14 protein-coding genes and 1 tRNA gene are annotated in these 16973 nt (G+C 66.9%); 6 read left to right on the top strand and 9 right to left on the bottom strand.

Annotated elements, in window-relative coordinates; translation table 11 throughout:
- Window positions 1-144 precede the first annotated feature (144 nt).
- A complete protein-coding gene (locus tag WC729_RS11105) occupies window positions 145-1851 on the top strand; it encodes a class I adenylate-forming enzyme family protein (protein WP_372853309.1) in 1707 nt (568 codons plus the stop codon).
- A gap of 11 nt (window positions 1852-1862) precedes the next feature.
- On the opposite strand, the gene WC729_RS11100 is transcribed toward WC729_RS11105, so the two are convergent.
- Window positions 1863-2318: a YcxB family protein gene (locus WC729_RS11100; RefSeq protein ID WP_372852579.1), complete on the bottom strand. Its 456-nt coding sequence runs from the start codon at window positions 2316-2318 to the stop codon at window positions 1863-1865.
- A gap of 195 nt (window positions 2319-2513) precedes the next feature.
- Between WC729_RS11100 and WC729_RS11095 the strand changes: the two genes are divergently transcribed.
- The gene (locus WC729_RS11095) at window positions 2514-3335 is read left to right on the top strand and encodes a class I SAM-dependent methyltransferase (protein ID WP_372852577.1); all 822 of its coding nucleotides are present in this window, start codon (window positions 2514-2516) and stop codon (window positions 3333-3335) included.
- A gap of 305 nt (window positions 3336-3640) precedes the next feature.
- Here the strand turns inward: WC729_RS11095 and WC729_RS11090 are convergent, their stop codons facing one another.
- Complete coding sequence (locus WC729_RS11090) at window positions 3641-4363, bottom strand: SIMPL domain-containing protein (protein WP_372852575.1); 723 nt, start codon at window positions 4361-4363, stop codon at window positions 3641-3643.
- A 22-nt stretch (window positions 4364-4385) separates the two neighbouring features.
- Window positions 4386-5852 carry a glycerol kinase GlpK gene (gene glpK / locus WC729_RS11085; protein WP_372852573.1) on the bottom strand — a complete coding sequence of 489 codons (1467 nt, stop codon included), beginning with the start codon at window positions 5850-5852 and terminating at the stop codon, window positions 4386-4388.
- A gap of 82 nt (window positions 5853-5934) precedes the next feature.
- Between glpK and WC729_RS11080 the strand changes: the two genes are divergently transcribed.
- The 3 genes from WC729_RS11080 (at window position 5935) to WC729_RS11070 (ending at window position 8183) form a co-directional block, all read left to right on the top strand.
- The gene (locus tag WC729_RS11080; protein ID WP_372852571.1) at window positions 5935-7152 is read left to right on the top strand and encodes an AI-2E family transporter; all 1218 of its coding nucleotides are present in this window, start codon (window positions 5935-5937) and stop codon (window positions 7150-7152) included.
- 24 nt (window positions 7153-7176) lie between these two features.
- A complete protein-coding gene (gene lgt, locus WC729_RS11075; RefSeq protein WP_372852568.1) occupies window positions 7177-8025 on the top strand; it encodes a prolipoprotein diacylglyceryl transferase in 849 nt (282 codons plus the stop codon).
- 81 nt (window positions 8026-8106) lie between these two features.
- Window positions 8107-8183 (top strand) — tRNA-Asp (locus WC729_RS11070).
- A gap of 127 nt (window positions 8184-8310) precedes the next feature.
- Here WC729_RS11070 and WC729_RS11065 read toward each other — a convergent pair.
- The 3 genes from WC729_RS11065 to WC729_RS11055 are packed head-to-tail and all read right to left on the bottom strand — an operon-like array spanning window position 8311 to window position 12836.
- The gene (locus WC729_RS11065) at window positions 8311-9657 is read right to left on the bottom strand and encodes an OmpA family protein (protein ID WP_372852566.1); all 1347 of its coding nucleotides are present in this window, start codon (window positions 9655-9657) and stop codon (window positions 8311-8313) included.
- A gap of 53 nt (window positions 9658-9710) precedes the next feature.
- Window positions 9711-10172 (bottom strand): DUF3617 domain-containing protein, encoded by a 462-nt coding sequence (locus WC729_RS11060; protein ID WP_372852563.1) that lies wholly within the window; start codon window positions 10170-10172, stop codon window positions 9711-9713.
- A gap of 42 nt (window positions 10173-10214) precedes the next feature.
- On the bottom strand, window positions 10215-12836 hold the full coding sequence (locus WC729_RS11055) for a YadA-like family protein (protein ID WP_372852560.1): 2622 nt from the start codon (window positions 12834-12836) through the stop codon (window positions 10215-10217).
- 222 nt (window positions 12837-13058) lie between these two features.
- On the opposite strand from WC729_RS11055, the gene WC729_RS11050 reads away from it, so the two are divergent.
- Complete coding sequence (locus WC729_RS11050) at window positions 13059-13571, top strand: ECF-type sigma factor (protein ID WP_372852558.1); 513 nt, start codon at window positions 13059-13061, stop codon at window positions 13569-13571.
- Between the two features lie 30 nt (window positions 13572-13601).
- Here WC729_RS11050 and WC729_RS11045 read toward each other — a convergent pair whose 3' ends face one another.
- The 3 genes from WC729_RS11045 to WC729_RS11035 all read right to left on the bottom strand — a co-directional run bounded on the left by WC729_RS11045 (window position 13602) and on the right by WC729_RS11035 (window position 16912).
- Entirely contained in the window at window positions 13602-16037 is a 2436-nt protein-coding gene (locus WC729_RS11045; protein WP_372852555.1) for a protein kinase, read from the bottom strand.
- 120 nt (window positions 16038-16157) lie between these two features.
- Window positions 16158-16367, bottom strand: coding sequence for a DUF2842 domain-containing protein (locus WC729_RS11040; protein WP_372852553.1), 210 nt, complete (start codon window positions 16365-16367; stop codon window positions 16158-16160).
- Window positions 16364-16912 carry a 5-formyltetrahydrofolate cyclo-ligase gene (locus tag WC729_RS11035; protein ID WP_372852551.1) on the bottom strand — a complete coding sequence of 183 codons (549 nt, stop codon included), beginning with the start codon at window positions 16910-16912 and terminating at the stop codon, window positions 16364-16366. The genes WC729_RS11040 and WC729_RS11035 overlap by 4 nt, the downstream gene beginning before the upstream one ends.
- Window positions 16913-16973: the final 61 nt, after the last annotated feature.

Below are 16973 nucleotides of genomic sequence, written 5' to 3'. Positions count from 1 at the left end.
GAATCAACACTAACCTTGGAAAAAATGGCGGATAAGCCAAACCCGACATTCAAGTCCCGCCTGCACGTGCCGGCGGACGAGACATGGAGAGAATGCGTCTTGGATACCGAACCGCTCATCGCGCTCGATCCGGCCTGGCCGAAAATGACTCTGCCCGAGGTGGAGGCCGCGCTCACGGGCCCCGGCGGGCGGTTCGAGATGGAGACGGTGACGATCAACAGCGTGCCGACGCGGACCTGGAAGAATGCGCCGCCCTCGCTTGCCTGGCTCGCCCAGGCGTCGCGCGCGCATGGCGAGCGGGTCTTCACCATCTATGAGGACGAGCGCGTCACTTATGACGCGAACTTCCGCGCGGTTGCGACGCTGGCGGGCAAGCTGCAGGACATAGGGATCGCGAAGGGCGACCGGGTCGGGCTGGCGATGCGCAACCTGCCCGAATGGCCGGTGATCTTCTTCGCGACGGTCAGCATCGGTGCGATCGTCGTGCCGCTCAATGCGTGGTGGACGGCCGGCGAGCTCGAATATGGCATCGACGATTCGGGTGCGCGGCTGCTGTTCGTCGACGACGAGCGCTATCAGCGGCTGAAGGCGCATGGCGCCGCGCTGCCGGCGCTCGAGCGGATGATCGTCTCGCGCGCTTCCACCGCGCTCGATGACCGTGCGCTGCGGCTCGAGGATCTGATCGGCACGCCGGGTGCCTATGCCTCGCTGCCGGATGCCGCTCTCCCCGACGTGGCGATCGCGCCGGACGACGAGGCGGCGATCTTCTACACCAGCGGCACCACCGGCCATCCCAAGGGTGCACTCGGCACGCATCGCAACATGACCAGCAACATCATGTCGGGCGGCTATAACGCCGCACGCTCGCTGCTCCGTCGCGGCGAGGAAATCCCGGCGCCGACGCCGCGCGTGACGCTCACCGTCATCCCCCTCTTCCACGTCACGGCCTGCAGCGCAGGGATGATGGGCTCGATCGCGGCGGGCAGCTCGCTCATCTTCATGCGCAAATGGGACACGGTCCGCGCGATGGAGATCATCGAAAGCGAGAAGGTCAACATCACCGGCGGCGTGCCGACGATCGCCTGGCAGCTGCTCGAACATCCCGACCGCAGCAAATACGACCTCTCCTCGCTCGAGGCGATCGCCTATGGCGGCGCACCCTCGGCGCCGGAGCTGGTCCGGCGCATCCATACCGAGTTCGGCGCGCTGCCCGGAAACGGCTGGGGCATGACCGAGACGATGGCGACGGTCACCGGCCATTCGAGCGAGGATTACCTCAACCGCCCGACCAGCGCGGGCCCGCCCGTGCCCGTTGCCGACCTCAGGATCATGGACGAGGAGGGCATCAACGAGCTGCCCGTGGGCGAGGTCGGCGAACTCTGGGCGCGCGGGCCGATGATCGTGAAGGGCTATTGGAACAAGCCCGAGGCGACGGCGGCGACCTTCATCGACGGCTGGGTGCGCACCGGAGACCTCGCCCGCGTCGATGAGGAAGGCTTTGTCTATATCGTCGACCGGGCGAAGGACATGATCATCCGTGGCGGCGAGAACATCTATTCGTCCGAGGTCGAGAATGTCCTCTACGCCCACCCCGCGGTCACCGATTGTGCGCTGATCGGCATCCCGCACCGCACGCTGGGCGAGGAACCCGCGGCGGTGGTGCATCTCGCGCCCGGCATGGAAGCGAGCGAGGCTGAGCTCCAGGCCTGGGTTCGCGAGCGGCTTGCGATCTTCAAGACACCGGTCGCGATTCGCTTCGTCCACGAAACCCTCCCGCGGAACGCGAATGGCAAGATCCTGAAGAAGGATCTGAAAGTGCTGTTCGAGGACCGCGTCGGTCAGGCCGCATGACCTGACCCTTGCTAGCGCGCGGCCGCGACACGCTCCTTCGCGGTCGCCACGAAGGTCGCTTGGGTTTCCGGCGTATCGAATGCCCTTGGTGGAATGATGAAGGCATTTCCGCTGCTGCCCTCGACGACGACATAGCCTCGCTCTTCGGTGACGGACCGGATATTCTTCCACGAAATCCTGCCGCTCTTGCGCCCGACGACCGTCGTGACGCCCGATGTGCCGATGGTGATGGTGCGGGTCTGCGGCTTGAAGCGGATTTGCGGATAAAGGATGAGCAGGGCGACCGGAATGGCGCCGATCGCCATCGGGACGGCCAGATGGGGCGACGCGGTGCCGAAAAGGATCAGATCCGCCAGCACCGAGACAATCAGGAAGATCCGCAGGTGCGATTTCCACAGCCGCTGCCGCCAGGCGCGCCAGTACCAGGTCCAGATTTCCCCGCGGCGGGAGGCATATTCGATCGTCACGACGCAAGCTCCTCTGCGGGATGGCCGGCTTCAAGCATCTCGCTCGCACCGTATCAACCGGATGATGAAAAGGAGCGGGTGTAACAATCCAGCAATACTCTAACGTTTGCCCCATCCTCGGGCCGCACGCTATGATCCGCGCCGACACGCCAGATGTCAGTCGCGAGACCATGATCTCGCCTAGGGAGAGCCATCATGCGTTTGCCGTTCATCGCCCTTTCGTTCGCCTGCTTGTCATTGGCCGGCGCCGCCATTTCCATGCCGCTTCTCCAGTCCGAGCCGGCGCTGACCGCCGCCGTGGCGGGCTCGACCCGCTCGCCCGCCAATGTCGCGCGCGACCCGCATCGCCATCCGGCCGAAACGCTCGCCTTTTTCGGGGTGAAGCCGACCGATTCCGTGGTCGAGATATGGCCCGGCGGCGGCTGGTATACCGAAATCCTCGCGCCTTATCTTTCGGCAGGCGGCAAGCTGACCGTCGTCTCGCCGCCGGGACGCCCCTCGGAAGGAATCAACGCCAAGCTCGACAAGGATGCCGCCACCTATGGCAAGGTCGCCCGCGCCAATTTCCCGAGTGCGCTCGGCGGCACGGGCGTGGCGCCCGGCACGGTCGACAAGGTGCTGACCTTCCGCAACGTGCACAATTGGCGGATGGGCTATCTGCGCCCCGACAAGACCGACTACAGCGCCGCCGCCTTCCAGGAGATCTATGCGATGCTCAAGCCGGGCGGCGTGCTCGGCATCGAGGATCACCGCCTGCCGGAAGACGCCGACAGCGCCCGGGAAAAGACGAGCGGCTATATCAAGGTCTCGACCGTCCGCGCGCTGGCCGAAGCGGCCGGCTTCCAGTTCGCCGGATCGAGCGAGGTCAATGCGAACCCGAAGGATACGCATGACTGGGCCGACGGCGTCTGGACCCTGCCGCCAAGCTATCGCCTGGGCGACAAGGATCGCGAGAAATATGCCGCGATCGGCGAGAGCGACCGCATGACGCTGAAATTCGTCAAGCCGGCGAAGTAGCGGGCGGCGCGATTCGGCGGCTGTTTTCGGCTGTTACCGACGGAATTTTTTTCTTCCGCTGTTATGTTGGATTTTCGACCGGAATTTGCGGTTTTCTTTAAAGTACTTGCGCGTGTTTTTCCCTGTTATCCATAACAGCGGAAAAACGACGCGATAACAGCGGGTTTTTCCGCTGTTTCGCGCGCAAAACAGCGGGTGCGATCTCCAACGATATTCAACCTGAGAAAGAGCGGGGCGGTGCTCTAAACGGAGCGCCGCCCGGTGCCCCGATATCGTGACCGCCGCGATGTTGAATCGAGCCGGTGCTATTTCGGCGCGAGCGCAAAATCGACGCTGACGCTCACCTGGCTGGTATTGGTGCCCGCCATCACTGGCGGCGCGGCCAGGGCTTGCGGCGCGACCTTGTCCATCATCGCCATCGATTCATAGGCCATCGGCACGGCCGATGCGCCGCCATCGCGGATGGTGAGGATTCGGGCGACCTTGAGATTGGCGGCCTGGGCATAGGTTTCCGCCCGTGCCCGCGCGGCCTTGTACGCATTGGCATAGGCGGATCGGCTCGCCGCTTCGGGATCGGCGACGCGCAGGTCGGGACCGGACAGGACGTTCGCGCCCGCCTGAGTCACGGCCGAGATGGCAGCGCCTGCCTTGTCGACGGTGCGCATGCGGACCGAGACGACGTTGCTCGCCTCGAACTTGTTCTTGTTCGGACCCCAGTCGATCCGGGAGACGGTCAGCCGCTGAGTCTGGATGTCGGCCTTGGCAACGCCGAAACCTTCCAGCGCGGACACGACCTTGTTCATGATCGTGTTGTTGGCGGTGGTCGCCGCATCGGCCGTCGCACCGATCGACGACACGCCGGCAGAGAACCGCGCCTCGTTGGGCGCCGTCTCGGCCTGGCCGCTGGCGGTGACCTGAAGCAGCACTTCGTCGTGCGCGACGCCGCGCGGGTCCCGGGAGCCGGGGGAGCAGGCGCCCAATGCGAGCGCGCCGCCCATGGCCATCCATCCGATCGTCGATCCGCGCATATCCAACTCCTCTGGTTCCGCCTCACTCCCTGGCGATGACGCTGCGTACTGCCTTGTTCCAACCCGTCAGCCGTCGATCCCGCACCTCGGCCGCCATCTCGGGCTCGAACATCTCGACCGCCCCGCGCATGACCGCTGCCTCTTCGAGGCTCTTGAACAGCCCGCACCCGACGCCCGCGAGCATCGCCGCACCGAGTGCAGTGGTCTCGGCGAATTTCGGCCGTTCGACGCTCACACCGAGCATGTCGGCCAGGTCCTGCGCCATCCAGTCGTTCGCAACCATGCCGCCGTCGATGCGCAGCGTCTTCCAGTCGACACCGTCGGCCGCGAAGGCGGTCTTCAGGTCGTTCGCCTGGTGCGCCATGGATTCGAGCGCGGCGCGGACGATATGCGCGCGTTCGCTGGAGAAGCTGAGGCCGGAGATCGTCCCGCGCGCATCGGGTTCCCACCACGGTGCGCCGAGCCCCGACAAAGCCGGCACGAAATAGACGCCGCCGCTCGACTCCACGCTGCGCGCCAGCTTCTCGGTCTCCGCTGCATTGCCGATAAGGTTGAGCGTATCGCGCAGCCATTTGACCAGGCTGCCAGCGACGAACACCGACCCCTCCAGCGCATAGGCGCGGCGGCCGTTCAACTGCCAGACGATGGTGGAGAGCAGCCGGTTGCGCGAGGTCGGCGGAATCGGCCCCGCCTGAGTCAGGACGAAGGCACCGGTGCCGAAGGTCGCTTTGGTCTCGCCGGGCTTCAGGCAGGACTGGCCGATCGTGGCTGCCTGCTGGTCCCCGGCGATACCGCAGATCGGGATGGCCGCGCCGAACAGGGTGGTCTCGCCGAACTGCCCGGCGCAATCGACGATCTCCGGCAAGGCGGCGCGCGGCGCGCCGAACAGGTCGATCAGCCCGTCGTCCCACTGGCCGCTGCCGATCGCCATCAGCGCGGTGCGGCTGGCATTGGTTGCGTCAGTGATGTGTTGCCCGCCGGTCAGCTTCCAGATCAGCCAGCTCTCGATCGTGCCCACGGCCAGCCGGTTGCCAGCCTCCCGGAGCTGCGGCCAGTTGGCCATCGCCCAGCCGATCTTCGAGCCCGAGAAATAGGGATCGAGCAGCAGCCCGGTCCTGGCCTGCACCACCGGCTCGTGCCCGGCCTCGCGCAGGTCGCGGCAGATTGCGGCGGTACGCCGGTCCTGCCAGACGATCGCGGGCGCCAGCGGCTCGCCGGTCTCGCGGTCCCAGAACACCACCGTCTCGCGCTGGTTGGTGATGCCGATCGCGGCGATCCGCTCCGCGCCGCCGCCGCGCTCGACCACCGCGCGGCAGACGGCGAGCGTCTTGTCCCAGATCTCCGCCGCATCATGCTCGACGCGGCCGCTCTCCGGATAATGTTGGATCAATTCGGCGGATTCGCTCGTAAGGCAGGTGCCGTCGGGCGCGAACAGCATCGCCCGAGTGGAAGTGGTGCCTTCGTCGATAACCAGGATCAGGTCGCGCATGCGATCAGGCTAGCCGGGATTACAAGCGAGGGGAATGCGGCTAGGTTGTCCGCGAAGACTGTAGCGTAGAGGGGGCGGACGAGTGGCGGAGGGTTCCGGACAGGGCGCAGGCAAGGCCCCCGGTGAAGGCGCATTCGGTTTGCCGATCGACGGCGAGGAAGCGGGCGACGAGGCACGGGTCGGGCAACGCCGCGACAGGCTGCTCGCCGCGCTGACCCTGATTGCCGGCATCGGCCTCGCGCTCGGCACGCCCTTCGCCTTGAAAGCCGGTGCCGAATTCTTCCTGCCGACCACTGCCGCGCTGGTCATCGCCATTGCGCTGGTGCCGGTGCTCGAATGGCTCGAGCGGCACCGCGTGCCCTCGGCGCTTGCCTCGCTCACCTGCGTGCTGCTGTTCCTCGTCGCGGCGAACATCGCGCTGGCCGCGATCATCGTTCCGGCAACCGAATTCTTCCGCAAGCTGCCCGACCGGATCGACCGCATCCAGATGAACATCGCGCCGGTGCTCGATCTCTATTCGAACCTCGAAAAATATGTGAACCGCACCGTGCGGCATCTCGCCGCGAGCGGACCGGTGAATGCGCCGCAAACCACTGCCGTCGCGCCGCCCAGCTCGATCCTGGAGCTTGCCGCGACCTCTGCGCCGACCGCGATCGTCCAGGTGTTTTTCGGCATCCTCGTCGTCTATTTCTTCCTGTCGGGCTGGACGCGGCTGCGCCGGCGGACGATCACGAGCCGGTCGAGCTTCGGCGGCGCGATGGCGACCGCCCGGGTGATCCAGGACGTGGTCGACGACACCTCGGCCTATCTCGGCACGATCACCATCATCAACCTGTCGCTCGGCCTGGTCATCGCCTTCGCGTTGTGGCTGCTGGGCATGCCCTATCCGCTGATGTGGGGCGGCATCGTCGCGCTGTTCAACTACATCCCCTATTTCGGGCCGATCGTCGCCGCGCTGCTGCTCGCGCTGGGCGGGCTGATGACCTTCCCCGATATCTGGGTGGCGCTGCTGCCCGCCGCGATCATGATCGGCGCGCATCTGCTCGAGGCGAACGCGATCACGCCGTTCATCGTCGGCCACCGGCTGACGATCAACCCGATCATGATCCTCATTTCACTGAGCTTCTGGGGATGGGTCTGGGGCACGCCCGGCGCGCTGCTCGCCGTGCCGCTGCTGATCATCATCCAGACGATCATCGGCGCCGCGGGCAAGCCCGACATCGCCGGCTTCCTGTTCGAACATGGCACGCTGACCCAGCAGCGGCGCGACCGACGCGCGGCGCGGGACGATGCGGACTGATACCAGATCGGGATGAGGGGCATGATGAGCGACGGCGCCCACGCCCCCTGGCGGTGGCAGGACCTAGGCCTCTCGTCGGTCGCCTTCCATCTCGGCCCGTTCGACATTCGCTGGTACGCGCTGAGCTACCTCGCGATGATCGGCCTGGGCTGGTGGTATCTGCGCAGGCTGGTCGCTGAGCCCGGGGCGCCGATGACCCGCCAGCATGTCGACGATCTCGTCTTCTACCTGACGATCGGCGTGATCGCCGGTGGGCGGATCGGCTATTCGCTGTTCTACAAGCCGGACATATGGGGCACCCCATTGGAGGTCCTGAAGCTGTGGGAAGGGGGCATGTCCTTCCATGGCGGCCTGATCGGCGTGCTGATCGCGCTCGGCGTCTTCACCTGGAAGCACGGGCTGAAGATGGTGCGGGTATGCGATTACGTTGCCTGTGCCACGCCATTCGGGCTGGTGCTGGTGCGACTCGCCAATTTCGTCAACGGCGAGCTCTGGGGACGGCCGACGAGCCTGGCCTGGGGCATGGTCTTCCCCGGCGCGGGCGACGATCTGCCGCGGCACCCCAGCCAGCTCTATGAGGCAGGTCTCGAAGGGCTGGTGATGGGGATCGCCCTGTTCTGGCTGTTCTGGTTCACCAACGCCCGCAACCGGCCCGGCCGGCTGCTCGGCACGGGCCTGCTGATCTACGGCACCGCGCGATTCCTGCTCGAACTCGTCCGGCAGCCCGACAAGGGCCTCGAGCATCTGTGGTGGGGCCTGACGATGGGCCAGACGCTGAGCCTGCCGATCGTCGCGGCTGGCGTCTATTTCGCGTTCCGGCCTTTGCGCGAGCGGCCGGACCTGCCTGCCGGAGCCATTGCCGGGAATAGTTGAGCGCATAGTTGGGCGGGGGGCGAAAACGAGCGTTGACAGGCTTGGACACCTCGCCTAGTTGCGCCGCCTCACGCTTTCCAAGCGGGTGTAGCTCAGTTGGTTAGAGCGCCGGCCTGTCACGCCGGAGGTCGCGGGTTCGAGCCCCGTCACTCGCGCCATTCTTCTCCATCAGAAGAGGATCGGCGCCGTCGCGATGGCGATGTGCTGCCGCCTGGATCGGGCCCGACGACGATGATGTCGCGTCGGGCCTCGCCTTCCCCATCAGGATGCGCACCGTCATTCCCGCTACTTGCGGACGATCTCGACGCGTCGGTTTTGCGCGCGCCCCGATTGGGTTTGATTGGACGCCACCGGCCGCTCGAGTCCGAAGCCGACGGCCGACAACCGGTCCGGCGCGATTCCCGCCGAGACGAGATAGGCCCGGACCGCCGCCGCGCGCCGCTCGGAAAGATCCTTGTTGAAGGCTGCCCCGCCCACATCGTCGGTATGGCCCTCTAGCGTGACCTGCCACGCGGCGTTCTCGTCGAGCATCCGCGCCACCTGATCGAGCAGCGATCGCGATCCGGGCTGGATCGTCGCCGCGTCGAAATCGAAATTGACGCCGTCGAGCCGTGCCCGGCCATCCTCGCGCAGCTCTGCCGAAAGCTGCGACTGTGCGGCCTTGCCGTGCCAGTCGGCGATGGCCGGACAGTCGCCGATGTCAGTGCTGACCTTGTTGGCGCTGTATTTCGCCGCCAGGCTGCGGGAGGCATCTTCGCCGGGCTGGCGGGTAAGGCCGAAGGTGAACTTGCCGTCCTTCGAGAAATAGAACAGCCCAAGCTGCTTGTCCGTGCCGCCGCCATCGACTTTCTCGGTCATTTCGACCTTGAGCAACCGGCCTTCGACTCCGCCGGCGATCAGCCCCTCGCGATAGTCGTAGCAGCCGGTGACACGAGATCCCTCCTGCTTCAGACGGACCTTGCCCCAGCCGCTCGCACCCTCATAGGTGCCGCTGACATCGGCGATCGTCGCGCTGTGCGTCAGTTGCTCGCCATAGCCGTGAAATCCGGTCAGGCCGTAATAGTCGTCACCATAATTGCTGGATATCGTCAGCCTGACATAGCGCCCCACAGCGGGAGCGGAGACCGCGAAGGACTGGCCGTTGACGCCGCTCTTCAGCTCGGTCGCCAGCACCGTATTATAGCCTTCGCCGGCTGACATATCGGATATCTCGACCGTGATCTTCCTGGGCGATTTCTCGTCGCGGAGCATGCCGGCGGTGTCGAACGCCAGACGGGAGATCGCGGTCCGTTCGGCGAGTTCGAGCACCAGGATCGCGGGCTTTCCCGCCGCCTCCGACGTCCAGTCGGTCACCAGGGATTCGTCGATCATGTTGATCGGCCCGTAGTTCAGGTCGCCATAGTCGTTGCCGGCGGGAATCTGGACGAATTGCGCGCCCGCCGCATAAGCGAAGAGATCGTCGGACGGTGCCGCGGTGGGCGGCGCTTGCGCAGCGGTTACGGCGGCAGGCGCCGGTGCGGCGACATTGCCGGCGGTGGCGCTGGCGGCCGACTGCTTTTCGCCACATCCGGCCAGCCCCAGGGCCAACCCCAGCAGAACCACACCGATTGCCGCCACGCTTGCCCTGGTCATGTCCGTTGCTCCGATGAGTCGTGAGAATCCGATCGCGCGGCGGCGGGGCGCCGTTATTTGCAGTCGCCGATCCGGCGTCCGACGCTGGTGCTCGTCATGGTGGTGGCCATCTCGCCGCTGGTGACGGATCGCCCGGTCGCAGTGAACCCCGTCGGCGTGAAGCTGCCGGTGCTGACCGCCGTCATCGTCCCGCCGCCCTGCCGGCAGCTCATCGCCGAATCGAGCCGCCCGCCGACCATCGAATAGCGCGTGAACACGCAGGACTTGTCGGATTTCAACAGGTCCTGGGGGCCGCGCGCGGCGGCCTCGGGCGTGATGCAGTGCCTGACGCGGGTCGTCTTGCCGATCATCATCTTCGCAATGCCGGGGGGCACACCCTTCATCTCCATCGAGTTGATGGTGATCGCGATTTCCCACTGGCCGGGCTGAACGCCTGCGGCTTGTGCCAGTGCGGCGCCCGCACCGAGGGCGATGGCCAGGGTTGCCGCACCCGCGATCGATTTTCTGGTGTTCATGGTCGTCTCTCCCGCTCGGGCCCGGCCCGTTTCATCCAGCGCTTACCAGCCGAAGGTCATACCGACGCGACCGCCGCTCGATCCCTTGACGGTCGATCCGGCGATGCCGCCGCTCATCCATATCCGATCGGTGACCTTGGCCACCGCGGCACCCGAGAAGCCCTGCTGCCCCCGATAGGTCGCCAGGTTGAACGAGATCGCGAACTTCGAATCGGGCGGCAGCAGCGTTCCGCCAAGGGCCATCGCGGCGGCGATGCCGCCTTCGGCCTGGCGTGCCTGGCGCGTCAGTGTCGCGGTTCGCCCTTCGAGCGCCGACGCGCGGCCCTCCAGCAAGGTCGTTCGCCCCTCGAGCGCCGTAGCCCGTCCCTCGAGCGCCGTGGTCCGGCCACCGAGGCCGGAAAGCACGCCGATATCGAGCGCCGATGTCGCGAGATTGCCCAGGCCATCGGTGGTCACCAGGCTCAACGCGCCGGCCTGCGCGTTCCTGCTCGCGGACGAGACGATCCCGGCAACGGTGACGGTCGTGCTGGAATTGCCGACCGCGACCTGGCCTGCGCGCGTTGTCGCCACACCATCGCCGATCGCGACGCTGCCCGCTTGCCCTGCGCTGCTGTTGTTGCCCAGGGCGACGGCGGCCTGGCCGGTCGCGCTATTGTTGTTGCCGATCGCAACGGCGCCCTGGCCCGTTGCCGTGTTGTCGTGACCGAGCGCGACGGCGCCCTGACCCGTCGCCACATTGGGGTCGCCGATCGCCACCGCGCCGTTGCCGGACGCGGTATTGCCGGCGCCGATCGACACGGCCTGGCCGTTGACCGCCCGGGCACCATCGCCGATCGCTACCGAGGAGGTACCGCTGGCGACGCTCGACGGACCGACGGCGATCGCATTGGTGCCGGTGGCCTGCGGCCCCGGGCCGGTCGCGTTGGAGCGGAAATAGGCCCCGTTGGCGAGCGCCGTGTTCGCCGTCGTTTGAGCGGCGGCAGCGTTGACGATGGCGGTGTTGGCCGTGCCTTGCGCCGCGGCGGCATTGGCCAGCGCGGTATTCGCGGTCGCCTGCGCGGCGGCACCACTCGCGCCGGCATTGTTCGCCGCCGCGAGCGCCTGATCGGCAGTGGTCTGGGCCGTTGCCGCATTGGCCAGTGCCGTGTTGGCGACGCCTGAAACGGCGTTCAACTGGCGGAGATTGACCGCGTCGGTTGCCTCCGTGCCGTCGGCGACGTTGATGATCTGGCGCTGGAACGCGACCGCACCGTTATTGGTGCTGGCGTTGCCCACCGACACCGTATTGTCGCGGGAGGTGCCGTTGGTGAGATAAGTGGTCGAGCCCTGTCCGAGGGCCACGCTGTTGAACGATGCATCGGTCAACGCGCCCAGCGCCACTGCCCCGGTGCCATTGGCCTTGGCGCCCAGGCCGATGGCGACCGCGTTGTCGCCGGATGTCCGGGTGTTGTGCCCAAAGCCGCCCACCTCGACCGCGCCCCCGATCGCGACGCTGCCGGAGCCGCCCGCCGTGACGGCCGTTCCGATCGCGATGGAGCGTTCGTCGAGCGCCTGCGCCGCGGTCCCGAGCGCAGTGCTGTACGTCCCCGCGGCGCCGCTGGCCGAACCGATCGCGACGGCGTCGCTTCCTGTCGCGCCGGCACCGGCGCCGCTGCTGTTGATTCGGATATAGGGATTGTTGGCGAGCGCGGCGACGGCGTCCAGCTGCGCCTTGTTGACCGCGTCGAATGCCTCGGTGCCTGCAGCCACATTGATGATCTGGCGCTGGAAGATGGTCTGACCGAACAGGTCGGTGCCGCTTCCGACCGACACCACTCTGTACCGTGTCGACGCCGAACCGCCGCCGATGTTGACCAGGTCGGTTGAGTTCGTGCCCAGCGAGACGCTGTCGTCGCGCGCCGAGGCGTTCATGCCGATCGCCGTGCCCCCGACCACGCCGGTGGCGCCCGGGCCGATCGCGACGCCACCGATCGAGGAGGTCGAATTCGAGCCGATCGCCACCGAAACCGCCGCACCGCCGGTGAGTACGGCATGGGCGTTGTGGCCGATCGCTATGCTGTCCGCGACCTCGGCCTTGGCCCCCTGCCCAAGTGCGAGCGTATAGTCCGCCGTCGCCTTGGAGCTCTCGCCGATCGCCACGCTGCTCGTGCTGCTCGATTCGGCATCCGATCCCATCGCGATGCTGTTGCTGCCATTGGCCGCCGCGCTCGTGCCGAATGCCATCGCCTGATACCCGCCGGCTATGGAAAACGAGCCCAGGGCGATTGCCCGGAGCTGCAGCGCCTTTGCGGTCTGGCCGATCGCGATCCCCGCGAGTTGCGATGCTTCGGCAAAATTGCCGAGGGCAAGCGAATATTGGCCGGTGGCGGAGCTCGCCCGTCCGACCGCCGTGGCGTCGCCGGCGGCGGTGGCCTGATACCCGACGGCCACGCCGCGAACCTCGGCGCTCGCCGACTCGCCGACGGCGACCGCGACATTGCCGGATGCGGTCGCTGCAGGACCGCAGGCGACGGAGCCGTCGACACCGACGGCGATGATTCCCGACGGGTTGCCGTTGGTATCCTCGCAGACGACGTTCTGGGCGGCGGCCGGCGAGGCGACGGCCAGGCTGGCGATCAGCGCCAGCGGCGCGGCGGTGGTGAGAAGCTTGGTGGAAGTGCGCATCGTCCATTCCCTTGTTCGCGGCCTGCGGCCGCCTCTGGTTGAGAAACTTCGACCCAAGGGGTGACGCATGATTGAGCCCCGCGCCGTGCCCCACGCCGCCAGCGCGCCAATGGCACGAGGTTGCGCTTGCCTCGCACCGGCGGCATCCATAGGAGTGCCGTTCGATCCGAGAGACGCGACGCAAGACGAGAAAAAACCATCGAACCGGACACGCCCTCCGACATGAATTCAGTGGGTCCGGTCGATGTGCTGGTCGCCTCGCTCTATGACGAGTTGCGGGCCATCGCACGCCGCGAGCATTTCCGGGCGGGCGCTCCGCAGACGCTGCAGCCCACCGCCCTGATCAACGAAGCCTATGTGAAGCTGCGCAAACGCGAGGGCTGGGAGAGTCGGACGCATTTCCTGGGCTGCGCGGCGACCGCGATCCGCCACATCCTGATCGATGCGGCGCGGGCCCGGATGACGTCGAAGCGCGACGGGCAGGTTTTCGCCTTTACCGAGCGGCTCGATTCACTGGCCAACGCCGTGCCGGACGACAATGAGGTGGTGCGGCTGGGCGCTGCGCTGAAAACGCTGTCGACGGTCGATCCCAACCTGGCGCTGCTGGTCGATTGCCGCTTCTTCGCCGGGCTGGACGAGCAGGAGACCGCCAATGTGCTGGGCGTCAGCGACCGGACCGTGCGGCGCTGGTGGGTCCAGGCCCGCGCCTGGATCCATCACGAGATGGCGGCATAGCCGAAGGGTTCGACCGTTGCCGCGGCGGTGTCAGCCGGCCCTGGCGATCCGCTGCCGCAATGTCTGGAAGGATTTGAGGTAGGATTCGCCCGCTGGGCCCAGACTCCGGAGAATCGCCTCCCCTCGATCGACCTCGACGCGCGCTTCGTTCAACCGGCCCAGTTTCAGGAAGGTAATGGCGCGCGCCCGCGCCAATATGCCGTGCGGCAGGCCGACTTTCGTTATGGCCGCGAAAAGCGGGCTCACTTCAGCCATCAAATGTTCGGCGCTCGCGGTATCGCCGGTCTCGGCCATTGCCTCGATCAGGCCAGCCTCGATCAGCAGGCTCATCACCGCGCGCGGCCCGAGATTGTCGATCGCAATCGGCCGTGCCTGCTCCAGAGTCCGGCGCGCTTCGGCAAATTTACCGAGCGCCAGTTCGGTGCGGCCCAGCTGGAGGAGATCGACCGCCAGCCCGGCAGATTCACCGAACACGGCGCGGCGCCGGGCCGCGACCTGACGGAAAATCGCTTCGGCTTGCGTCGTCTGACCAATTTTGAGCAACCGGCCGCCCTTGAGCGAGGCGATCGCCAGCCCGGTCGTGCTGCCTTCCTGGCCGGTACGCTTCAGTACGGCATCGGCCTGGGCGAATACCGCCGGCATGGCGTCCAGCTGGTTCGCCTCGACCATATAGACCAGCAGGTTGTTGTAGAGCGTGAGCAGGTCGCGGTGATTCTCGGCATAAACGCGCTCGGCGAGCGGCAGGTTGGTGGAGAGCAGGCGGATCGCCGTGTCGTAATCGCCATTGCGTCGAGCGAGCTGGGCGCGGACGCTCGCGATGTCGAGCCGTTCGCTGCGGAACCGTTCGGGGTCGCGCCCGAACACTGCCTCGGCCGCATCGAGCAACGACGCCATGTCCTCCGTCCGGTTGAGCGAGGCCGCCGACGAGGCGAGGCGCACCTTGATCTGCGCGGTCGCGACGGGATCGCCCTTGCCGATGCCCTTCGCCAGTGCGCGTTGCAGCAGCGAATCCGCTCCGGCATCGTCTTCGAGGTTCACATACAGGTCGGACAAGGTGGTGATCAGCGTTGCCGATTTCGGGCTGGTATCGAGCGAGTCCACCAGCCGGGTCGCCGTCTGGTCGAGCATCTGCTTGACCGTCGCCTCGCTACCCTTGTCGGTGTCGGCCGTATCGCGGAACATCACGGTCAACATGCGCACGATCGCCTCGGAACGTCGCGCCTCTCCCAGTGCCAGGTCGCGCTCGATCGCCGTCTTCCGCGCCTGCCATGCAACGCCGGCGGTACCGATCAGGATCGCCGCCAGCGTCGCGACGCTCGCCCCGACGGCCCATCGATAGCGACGCACGAACCGGCCCAGCATGTAGCGGGTCGATCCGCCGCGCGCGTGCACGGGTTTCAGTTCCTGATGGCGCCGCACGTCGTCCGCCAGCTCGGTGACGCTGCGATACCGGTCGGCGGGCTCGCGCCGCATCGCCTTCAGGATGATGGCATCCAGGTCGCCGGCGATGCGCGCGGCCGGAACCGGGGCGCCGGGGCGTGCGGCGGCCTTGCTCGGCAATGGCGGATCGTCATGGAGCACGCGGCGAATGATCGCGGGGATGGAGCTTCCTTCCCGCTGCCACGGGCCTCTGCCGGCCACGAGCTCGTACAGGATGACGCCCAGCGCATAGATATCGGTCGCGACCGTCGCGTCGTCGCCATCGAGCTGTTCGGGTGCCGCATAATCGGGCGTGAGCATGGCCTGGGTGGTTGCCGGCATGATGCTGGTTTCGTCGAGCAGCTTCGCGATGCCGAAATCCAGCAGGCGGACATTGCCGTTATGGTCGATCAGGATGTTCGACGGGGTGAGATCGCGGTGCACCACCAGATTGGCATGCGCGTAGCTGACGGCCTCGCACACCTCGCGGAACAGGGCGAGCCTGCGGCTCAGGTCGGCGCCATGATCGTTGCACCAGGTGCTGATCGGCGCGCCGTCGACATAGTCCATCGCCATATAGGCGCGGCCGTCCGGGGCGATGCCACCGTCGATCAGCCGGGCGATGCCGCGATGTTCGAGCCGGGCGAGCAACCGGCGTTCGCGGGCGAACATGTCGCCGCGCGCGGCGGCCTCGGCGCGCAGCATCTTGAGCGCGACGCGCTGCTCGAAATCGGCCGCTGCGCGGTGGGCGAGATAGACCTCGCCCATGCCGCCACGGCCGATCAGCCGATCGATCACGAATCCGCCGATCGGATCGCCGGGGCTCAACGAGCTGTACCCCGCGCCGGCGTCGGCGTCGCCGAGCACTGGCGGCTTCATGTCCAGGATACCCGGATCGGCCGAGGCGGCGAGCAACGCCGCCACCTGCCGCGCGAGTTGCGCCGGAGCTCCGCTGAGGTGTCTGGTTTGCTCGGCGGGAGGAAGGTCGACCAGGTCGTCGAACAGTTGCTGGACCGCGGCCCACGCCGGTTTCGTCTCGCCCACCATCGGCTGTCCCCCGACACCGCTTGTCTCAGAGCCGGGGAGCCGTTCCGTCGCGATGCGAAGAGGAGCGTAACGACGCGCCGGCGCCAAGTCGATGCACCAATCCGTCGCCGCGCGGTGGCGTCACCAGATCCCCGTCTCCATCCAGCGCAGCATGCGGCGCATCGGCAATATCCACAGCCAGACGATTCCGGCCACCAGATAGAAACCGAGCTGCAGCAGCACGTGCCATTGGCCGATCACGCCCGACAGGCTGGCGACCAGCACCACCCAGACCAGGATCATGCCGAGGATCGCGAGCATGCCGACGGGTTTGCGCCAGGAAGGGGTCATTGCGGCGTGATCCAGTCTCGTTCGGTGATGATGGCGTGGAGCGGCACGTCCCACGGCTCTTGCGGCAGGCTTTCGACCTGTTGCACCGACCAGGCAACCCCGACGCGCCACGCGTCCGGGAATTGCGTGAAGGCGCGGTCGTAATAGCCGGCGCCCTGGCCGAGTCGGTTCAGCGCCGAATCGAAGGCGAGCAGCGGCGTCAGGATGATGTCGGGCGCCATCGCCGCTGCCTCGTGATGCGGCTGCGACAGGCCGAATGGGCCGTCGATCAGCGCCGCCTCGCTGTCCCAGGCAAGGAACCGCATTGGCTGCGAACGCACGGTGACGTGCGGCAACACGATCGCGCACCCGCGCTCGACCGCGGCGCGGGCGAGCGGCGACGGATCGATCTCGCTGCCCATCGGCACATAGGAGGCGACGGTCAGGCCGTGTTCGAGCCGGGCAAGCAGGGCAAGGGGTGGGTCGATCGCGGGCGGGCCGCCAGCGAAGAAACGGTCGCGCTCGGCACGGATGCGGGCGCGCAGAGCGGATTTTTCGGGGTTCATGTCCACGCCCCATCAAGAGCGGTGGCGGGACCGCCATGGCCGTTTGCCTGAATATCCTCTG

The organism is Sphingomonas sp., from assembly GCF_041661825.1.
In the GTDB taxonomy this organism is placed as follows: domain Bacteria; phylum Pseudomonadota; class Alphaproteobacteria; order Sphingomonadales; family Sphingomonadaceae; genus Sphingomonas.
The sequence above is the reverse complement of the archived record's forward strand: the minus strand, read 5'-3'. Positions and strand labels throughout refer to the sequence as shown.